Genomic DNA, 6805 nt, shown 5'->3' with positions numbered 1-6805 from the left:
GTGGACGACCTTACGATGAAAACTTTGTTTCAAGATTAGTTTAAAATGACTTGTTTTTTAACTCAGTTCTTTGTTGTGCATAGTGTTTTTATTCTGCTTTAATTTCATATGGTTTTTCTGGGAATCCAAATAAGATTGCTTTTTTCTCGTCAATTTCCTTTATTCCAATTAGTGTTTTTCGCTCATCATTTTCGAAAATTGATGCGAAATAAGTTCCTTGCAAATTTTCTAATATTAATTTCCGTCCATTTCTTTTCATTCTTTTATGTAGTTCTTGGATAACTGTACTATCTAAAATTTTGTTGAACGTTAATGGTATTTTCTCGTTATTCCATTGTGCTTTGAATTCAAGGGACTCAATTTTTTCAGATTCAAGTTCCGTTTTGGTTGGTTGAATTCTTTCATAGTCAGTCGCAAATTCAGTATCCTCCGTTTTAGATTCAGTTTCGCTCAGCACAGTGTGGGTTTTTCCCATTCTGAATATTTTTATTCGATTGTCATTTACGAATTCATATTTGGATTCGGAAAGTTTTTCGCTCCATTCAGTTCGAACTTTTGATAATTCATTTCCGTTTTTTAATTCAAGCTCAAAATGGATGATTTGGTCGTTATTGAATTCAATAAATTCTGGTTGACAATAGTCGTCTCCTGTTTTAATCTTTAACCAAGTTCCATTCGGGTTTTTCATTTGTTTTCTGCGGTTTTGAGACATTATGCACAACGGTCTCGTATAAGAATAGTTGCGGGTTTGCGTGCGAGGAATTTCCGCAGGAAATTCAGACGTAGCAAATCTGCAACTACCTTTGATTAAGCACTAAACCGCAATTATTTTTATACTTTGTTAGCTTTTAGTGCTTTTCGCTAAAGTTATTAATTCAGTTTTAACTTTTTACTTTTCCCAATAAATAAATATAAAAGTGAACCTAAAATTGGAAGTAATATAACAACTAAAGTCCAAATAATTTTGTCATTTTTCTGAAACCGATTTCTTAAAATATCTACTAAGCAAAAAATCCAAAGTCCAATTGAAATTAATAATAAAGCTTGCCAAACAAATAGGCCTAAAGAAAATTCTGTAATTGTTTTATCCATAATATTTATTTTATAATTTTTTAATTTCTCAACTTGCTAAATTCCGATTGAGTGAGATTCCGAGTTTTTAATTCCGCAATCGAACTAAAAAGTCAGACGTAATTCAATTCAGAGTTTAAGTGATAATTCAGCGTATTTTTTTAAATTCTGCAATATTATTTTTCGTTTTTCACTTTCTTAAAACTCAAAAAAAATAGAAAAACAAACTGGCTTTTTTTAATTCCGCAAACTTGCTCCAGCATTAAAGCTAACGTGTTTGTATATGGTTTGTTGCGTGGTTAAGCAACTAAGTTAACAAATATAAACCGAATAGAAAATCCGCGAGGATTTTCGTAAGTAGGCTAGAACCAAGCAATAAATTATATACAGTGTTGGCAATAGTATTTTATTCTGCAATGTTTATTTTTCTAGAGTTCAAATACTTTTTACCAAAAAATCCTGTTTGAAAATCTATTTTTATTGTGTCTCCTTCTTTTATTTTATTCAAGTCGGATTCCGTAAACTTGTTTTCAGTTCTTTCAAAATATTGGTCTTCTAACGACCTAATTCCGACTTCTCCATTTTTCATAACGTAAGTGATTTCAAATCGTTCCGATATTTTTTCAGTATTGGTTATTCGATTTATAAATAATCCAGAAGCAATTATGATACTTTGAATCCAGATAATATATACAATTCCCATAAATACAGAAAAAGCAAAAGTCTTCATTATTCTGAGTGCTATATCATTTTCGATTGATAAAAACCTATAAAAAAGAAATAGAGAAATGAGAAATACAATTCCGATAATGATTAGCGTATCAGTCAGCTCAAAGTCAATCAAATCTCTTTCCAAATAGTAATTATATTGATATGGAATAAGTATTTTATAAATAAGAAGGAAAATTCCAAGACCAACTAACCATTTCCAATTTCGTTTGAGTCTTTCCATATTTATTATAGCATTTTGTTTTGCGTTCAGCTTGGATATTATTGCCAACGTTGTTGTGTATGGTTAGTTGCGTGGTTAAGCAACTAATTTAGCAAACTTTTACGAACCTGTGAATATTCCGCAGGAATATTCGCAAGTAGAGAAGAACCTAGCAATTAATTATACACGGTGTTGGTAGTAGTTTTTTTAAAAGTTAAACAATGAATTTGAATTTATAAAATCAATACTCAAACATTTTTTATCGAACATTTCTTTAAATTCAGCAACTTCTCTGTTAAGAATAGCTTCTGTTTTATTTCCTACATAAATGGCAATAATGAGGTCTCTTTTATTTTCACAAATTGCATCGACAATATGTTTGTCGTTAGAAGACAAGCTTGTTCCAAAAACTAATAAAGGTTCTTTATCTGTTTTAAGTTTACGCAAACAAAAATTTAAGTAATTACTTCGGCCAATAGATTTGAGTTTGTCAGAGGAAGTCCCTTCTGATACAAATAAAGGAAACTTTCCTTCTCGAATTTTGTTTTCAATTACCTCAATCAACTCAATATCCGGCTTCCGTAAAATTTTATAATCAATTATATCGTTTTTGAAATAACATAGTGCTCCATGAAGATAATAAACGTGCTTATAGTGTTTGAAGTTTTGAAATGGTACAAATTCAATTGTTTCACGATTGGAATTACCCCAGAAATAATCTTGATAAGCCGTTTTTCTATCGCCTTGTTTATATAAATCTACAGAGTGCATTATTAGATGATATAAAAACATGTCATAATTTAAACTATAAACATCTCCAAAATCATCTACTAATTGTTTAGTTAATCTATCAATTTGATTTAAATCAATTTCCTTAAACCTTGGATGAACTTTATTGATTGTTTTAATCAGTCCATTTTTTAAATTTTCAATTGCTTTAAATATTCGTTCAGTCTCTAAATCGAATATTTGATTTACTTTGGTTGAATGAGTTAGATATTCTTGAATTATTTCAAAGTTTGTTGTTCCAAACATTTTAAATAATGCACTAAATTCCTTGTCTGCATTTTTTATAAATTCTTCAAATAGAGATTTGTAGTTAAATTGCTCTGCAATATTAACACTAAATCCGTTTCCCAATAACAAATTAGGTTTGTCGTAGTTTTTTGAAATCCATTCCCATTCTCGTATTCCGAGAAGATTTAATTCTTTTGAATTCATATTGCGTTTTTCAAATTACTACCAACGTGCTTGTATAAGATTAGTTGCGTGATTTAAGCACTAAATTTAGCAAATAAATCACAGATAGAAAGTCCGCGAGGACTTTCGTAAGTAGGCTAGAAACTAGCAATTAATTTTATACGGTGTTACCTGCTGGCTTTTATTCGGTCGTGATAAATTCGATAAAGCCAAAAGTCCGCCAACTGCTAATATTGCTCCAGCAACAAAAGGAAATCCTGCACCAACTAAATCAGCCATATTCGATGAAAAAAGAAATGGCAAACAGAATATCATTCCAAAAATTCCTGCTGTTATTGAAGCAAAAGCTCCAAATTTAGTAACTCGTTTCATATCAAATATTGTTTTTTGTTCAAATTCTCGTTTTAATAATTCAGCTCTTAATTCAGTCAGATTTCGAGTTGCATACTTTTCGATTGACCATTCCGAAATTCCGATAGAGTTCTTTCCTTTTTTAAAGTCCGAGAAAAAAGTCCGCCACAAGTCTGGAAGTAAAATTGCTCCGAAAATCAAAATAGCAAACGAAGGAATAGAATAATTTCCATTTCCGACCATAAAAGCTTGCATTCGTATTTCGTCTTCAGCTGTCATTTGGTAATTAAGCAAAACGTGTTTCAAATCGTGGCTTTCGTATTTTGGCACTAAAGTCAGATTATGGTTGTCAAGACATTCAGCTATTTCTTTTCCTAAAGTTCCGTTTTCGAGATTTCTTAATTCCGAAACCTTTTGTTCATAAGGTTCCATTTTGCTAAAGAATTCGATTGTTGAAACAGAAAGGTCAAATGACTGTTTTATTATCTTTCTGGCTATTTTTTGCAGTATGTTCATTTATAGTTCAGATTTTTTTCAGCTTGCAGGTAACGTTGTTGTGTATGGTTAGTTGCGTGGTTAAGCAACTAAGTTAGCAAACATTTACGAACCCGTGAATATTCCGCAGGAATATTCGCAAGTAAGCTCAATGAAGCAATTAATTATACACGGTGTTGTAGCCAGTTATTTTTAATAATCAGCTTCATATCCGTGTCCATTCTTTCCGTAAAAGATTAACCATTTAGCTAGAGAATAGACAATATGTAGTTTACTTTCTAAATGTTCTTCGTCGGTGTCTGGTGGAATTCTTTGGTCTTTTAAATATTCTAATTTATTTTCTTTCGCAATTTTGTTAGCTACAGACATTAATCTATTTCCATAATCTAAAGTCTCGTCAGCTAGTTTTGTTTCCCAAGCTTCATTAGCTAGTTCTTCTCCAATGATATCAACACAATCAATTAAGAATTGACCTCTGAAGACATTTTCATCTTGTCCTAAAGCTATATAACAAGGTACTCCATCTTGTTCTTTAGCGAGAGGAATAACATAAAAGCCTTGATGTTCTTTTAAAAATTCCTCATAAGCAGGTTTTTTTTCTAATTCCTCGTATTTTTCTTTCAACCACTTTTCAGCTTCTGGGTCTTTTCCAACCATTGGTGCTTTAATAGTCTCATAAGTTGGGATTTGATTTTCAAACCATTCTTGGATTAATTCGTCTTTAGTTGGAAACTTTTTCCCTTTTAATTTGTCTAAAAAACTAGGTTTTGGAATATTATCCGATTCGACCATTTCAAATATTTCTTTGAATCTTTTTTCAAATCCTTTTTTAGGCTTTCCTAAAGGTCTCATATCTAATCCCATAATCTTGGTTTTAATTGGCTACAACGTGTTTGTGTATGATTTCGTTGCGTGTTTAAGCAACTAATTTAGCAAATAAATCACAGATAGAATATTCCGCAGGAATGTTCGTAAGTCGGCAGTGACCAAGCAATTAATTATACACGGTGTTGTAACCAGTTTTTAATTTTTTATACAATCAAACTGATATTCATTACTTGGACTTATTGTATATTTAATTAAATCTCCTTTTTTAATTTTTTTATGCATATCGCTAGTTTCGTATACTTTGATTCCATTAGCTAAAGTAATTGTTCTGTTGAAAAAATTTATTGATTTAACCTTTTCAATTCCAATAATTTTTTTTCCGTTCCGTAAATCAGTTTTTAGCTTGTTTATTGTTCTTTGTGATAAGTAATACGCAAAACTGATTGGTATCAGCATTAAAAATCCGATAAGAATGTGCGCAAAAATAATTCGTGAAGTTATGTTTTCACTATTCCAATATCTTAAGATTAGTGATATTAGAATTCCTCCAATAATGTATAAACAGAAATTAAGTATTTGCTTTTTTCTATGTGCAATGTTTGATTCTATTTCTTTTTCCAGAGTAAGCTTTTCTTTTTCAGTAAGAGTCATTTCATTCATTTACCTCTCAGTTTCTCAAATTGGTTACAACGTCCACTGTGTATGGCGAAGTGAGGCGCGCCTCACGGGAAGGCATAATTGCGCCTCATTCGCTATACACTTTGATGTGTGTAGTTTCGTGTGGAGTTCACGTAGACTCGACTAAATATAGCACAAAATTAGACGAGGTGCAATTAACAGTGGACGATGTGGTGAAATTAGTAGAAAGGAAGCGTTTGGAAAACGCGATTCTACGTGCCGCAGGCAATTTCACCACATCGTGTTTGTGTATGATTTCGTTGCGTGTTTCAGCAACTAAATTAGTAAACAAAAACGAACCAGAGGAAATTCCGAAGGAATTTCCAAGTAGGCTAGAACTAGCAATGAATTATACACGGTGTTGTGCTTTCGTTATTTATTCAATTTATCAAGTTCTTCTTTAATTCCGTAAATCACACTATCTATTGCCTTAATAGTTTCTGTTTCTTCATCAATTATTTTACCTCTATTGTAGAGTGATAACTGCAAATTCTTCATAAGGTCATTGTCATTTAAAAATTTATCGTAATTATCTATTCTTAATTTGTAAATAGATATAGAGTCAGAATGTATAAACCCATATTTTGTTGGTTGATTATAATCCGCAGATAAATATTTGAATAGAAAAGGTTGAATAAGCTTTGTCATATTAAATTCAGCTTGTTTCATTCCAAGTTCATCATCTAATCGCTTTAAATTTAATTGAAATAAATTGGTTATAGCAATACGAAGACTGTCATTAGATAAGGTGTTTAATCCAATGTTTTTTAAATTTTCAAAAGCACTTGTTTTAGGAATAATTTGAAATTCAGCACTGGAAGTTGTAAAAGACTCATAAATTGTTTGAGAATTTGATTTCTTATCATAGATATCAGTTATAAGCTGTTGACTTGTTTTGAATATTTCTTTATGCTTTGAAATTGTTGTTTTTATATCATTTCTAGTTTGTAGTAAATCACTTTTTAGTTCTGTGTAAATCTGCGCTTCTAGTTTTTGTACTTTTCGATTTTCATTCCAATTATTAATCTGAAGGGCAATAAGAATCCCAATAACTACAAGTATAATTTCTCCAATGGCATATTTAAAATACTTTCCAGTTTTACCTTCTGAAAGCAGATTTTGTCTAATTTTTCTAAAGAATTTTATCATTGGTTAGCGGTTTCTAGATAATGAAGCACAACGTGAGCGTGTATGGTTTAGTTGCGTGGTTTAAGCAACTAATTTAGCAAAAATAGACCGAACCTGAGAAAA

At 30.9% G+C, this 6805-nt stretch carries 8 protein-coding genes; all 8 read right to left on the bottom strand.

Going from position 1 to position 6805, the window contains the following annotated elements:
* Positions 1-88: 88 nt before the first annotated feature.
* The 8 genes from Q0807_RS18705 to Q0807_RS18670 all read right to left on the bottom strand — a co-directional run bounded on the left by Q0807_RS18705 (position 89) and on the right by Q0807_RS18670 (position 6703).
* Positions 89-688 (bottom strand): hypothetical protein, encoded by a 600-nt coding sequence (locus Q0807_RS18705; protein WP_301162042.1) that lies wholly within the window; start codon positions 686-688, stop codon positions 89-91.
* 182 nt (positions 689-870) lie between these two features.
* Positions 871-1092 carry a PLD nuclease N-terminal domain-containing protein gene (locus tag Q0807_RS18700; RefSeq protein WP_301162041.1) on the bottom strand — a complete coding sequence of 74 codons (222 nt, stop codon included), beginning with the start codon at positions 1090-1092 and terminating at the stop codon, positions 871-873.
* A 385-nt stretch (positions 1093-1477) separates the two neighbouring features.
* Positions 1478-2023 carry a hypothetical protein gene (locus tag Q0807_RS18695; RefSeq protein ID WP_301162040.1) on the bottom strand — a complete coding sequence of 182 codons (546 nt, stop codon included), beginning with the start codon at positions 2021-2023 and terminating at the stop codon, positions 1478-1480.
* Between the two features lie 186 nt (positions 2024-2209).
* Complete coding sequence (locus Q0807_RS18690; protein WP_301162039.1) at positions 2210-3223, bottom strand: DUF4917 family protein; 1014 nt, start codon at positions 3221-3223, stop codon at positions 2210-2212.
* Positions 3224-3346: 123 nt separating this feature from the next.
* Positions 3347-4069: a hypothetical protein gene (locus Q0807_RS18685; RefSeq protein WP_301162038.1), complete on the bottom strand. Its 723-nt coding sequence runs from the start codon at positions 4067-4069 to the stop codon at positions 3347-3349.
* Positions 4070-4240: 171 nt separating this feature from the next.
* The gene (locus tag Q0807_RS18680) at positions 4241-4912 is read right to left on the bottom strand and encodes a hypothetical protein (protein WP_301162037.1); all 672 of its coding nucleotides are present in this window, start codon (positions 4910-4912) and stop codon (positions 4241-4243) included.
* A 159-nt stretch (positions 4913-5071) separates the two neighbouring features.
* A complete protein-coding gene (locus Q0807_RS18675) occupies positions 5072-5536 on the bottom strand; it encodes a hypothetical protein (protein WP_301162036.1) in 465 nt (154 codons plus the stop codon).
* A gap of 390 nt (positions 5537-5926) precedes the next feature.
* Entirely contained in the window at positions 5927-6703 is a 777-nt protein-coding gene (locus tag Q0807_RS18670) for a DUF6090 family protein (protein ID WP_301162035.1), read from the bottom strand.
* Positions 6704-6805: the final 102 nt, after the last annotated feature.

It is taken from the genome of uncultured Winogradskyella sp. (assembly GCF_947495255.1).
GTDB lineage: Bacteria > Bacteroidota > Bacteroidia > Flavobacteriales > Flavobacteriaceae > Winogradskyella.
This window is presented reverse-complemented; position numbering and strand designations above follow the sequence as displayed.